The sequence below is a fragment of the Pseudoalteromonas rubra genome, from assembly GCF_004212645.1.
GTDB classification, from domain to species: domain Bacteria; phylum Pseudomonadota; class Gammaproteobacteria; order Enterobacterales; family Alteromonadaceae; genus Pseudoalteromonas; species Pseudoalteromonas rubra_G.
On sequence record NZ_PPUZ01000023.1, the window covers coordinates 103,205 to 105,011 of the forward strand.

Sequence of the window (1,807 nt, forward strand, 5' to 3'; positions counted from 1 at the left end):
AAGTAACCATTACAAGGCTGTTTTATGTTATACCGGCTCGTTTTATCTCATAAGAAACTCCTCATTCTTGCCACTTTGTTGAGTGTGGTCAGTGCCTTATCCGGCATTGGTATCATCTCACTGGTCAATGCGGAGATAGAAAATGTGTCTAACCCCGACTCGGATGTGCTCCTGGGCTTGGCCATCTTTTTCGCTGCGCTGACGGGGTTTTTAACCTTCAGCGTGATTTCTCAATACATACTGACCAAGTTGTCGGTTCAAATCATGGTGAGTATTCGCGAAAACCTGGTACAGCGGGTACTCTCTACCAGTTATGAGCAGATTGAGCGCGTTGGCGGCCATCGCATATTTGCAACCCTGACCAAAGACATAGAATCGCTCACCGCAACCCTCAGTGCGGTGCCCCATGTTGCGTATAACCTGGCAACCGTGCTTTTGTGTTTTGCCTACATGGCCTATCAGTCCTGGCAACTATTTTTGTTTGTCGGCGGCGTTTTATTACTGGCCATGGTGGTCGCACAGCTGCTGATGGGGCTGGGCATACAGCGTTTTCAGGCGGTCCGGGAGCTCGATGACAGCTTATTTAAAAACTTTCGTGCGCTGATCGACGGCGGCAAAGAGCTCAACATTAACTTCAACCGCAAGCGCTTTTTCTACAAAGAGGTGGTGACGCCGAATATTCAGGAAATTAAAAAGTCGACGATTTCGGCGCACATTGTTTTCATTATTCTGAGCAATTGGACCAACTTAATCCTGTTTCTGGCTCTGGGCTCTGTGGTGTTTATGTCACAGCTGTTTTTGAGCGGCATTGCCACGGCCGTGGTGGTGAGCTTTGTACTGACGCTGGTGTATGTGATAGGGCCGCTGACGGTGCTGATCAACACCTATTCTGTGGTGGCTGAGGGCATAGTATCGAGTCAGAAAATTGAAAAGCTGCAACTGTCTGAGGAGATCCTGACCGACCAGCTGGATAACACGCTGAATCCGGAGCACAACTGGCAAACTCTCGACATTGAGGCCATTGAGTATGAATACCGCCGCGATGACAGCGACGACTATCACTTTTCCATCGGGCCTATTAGTACGCAAATTCAGCGCGGCGAAATCGTTTTTCTGATCGGCGGCAATGGCTGCGGTAAATCCACTTTCGCCAAAGTGCTGTGTGGTTTGTATACCCCAACTCAGGGTCGTATTCGCCTTGACGGTCGCGATGCCGCACAGGCGATGGACTGGTATCGTTGCCACTTTAGCACCATCTTTTCTGACTTTTACCTGTTTGAGCAAGTGATCGACGCCAACGGCATGCTGGCAGACGACAATAAAATTCGCCAGTACCTGAGCAAACTCAAACTGGACCAAAAGGTCACGGTAGACAAGGGCATTTTGTCCACCACTGAGCTGTCTCAGGGTCAGAAAAAGCGTCTGGGTTTGCTGTTGTCTTATATGGAAGACACGCCGCTGTACATCTTTGATGAATGGGCTGCCGATCAGGACCCGTATTTCAGAAACTTCTTTTATCGCGAGCTGTTACCCGAGCTGAAATCGCTGGGTAAGACGGTATTTGTGATCAGTCATGACGAGCATTACTTCTCGCTGTCTGACCGCATCCTCAAGTTTGAGGCCGGTCAGATGGAAGACGTCACCGCGTCATTCCCGGCGACACAGCCCGTTGATAAACATCAGCCTGTCGCCCTGGCTTAACCGCCAGATTGGCGGGCGCAGGTCCGCCACGTTTCGTTGCCTTTTTTGGCCAGAGTATTATTAAGGTTCCCGCAAACCGGGGCCAGTGAGTATGGATAGACCAATA

1 protein-coding gene is annotated in these 1,807 nt (G+C 50.1%); it reads left to right on the plus strand.

The genetic code is table 11. The features are described 5' to 3' along the window. Positions 1 to 24 precede the first annotated feature (24 nt). Positions 25 to 1,701, plus strand: coding sequence for a cyclic peptide export ABC transporter (locus tag C3B51_RS09130; protein WP_130244842.1), 1,677 nt, complete (start codon positions 25 to 27; stop codon positions 1,699 to 1,701). Positions 1,702 to 1,807 lie beyond the last annotated feature (106 nt).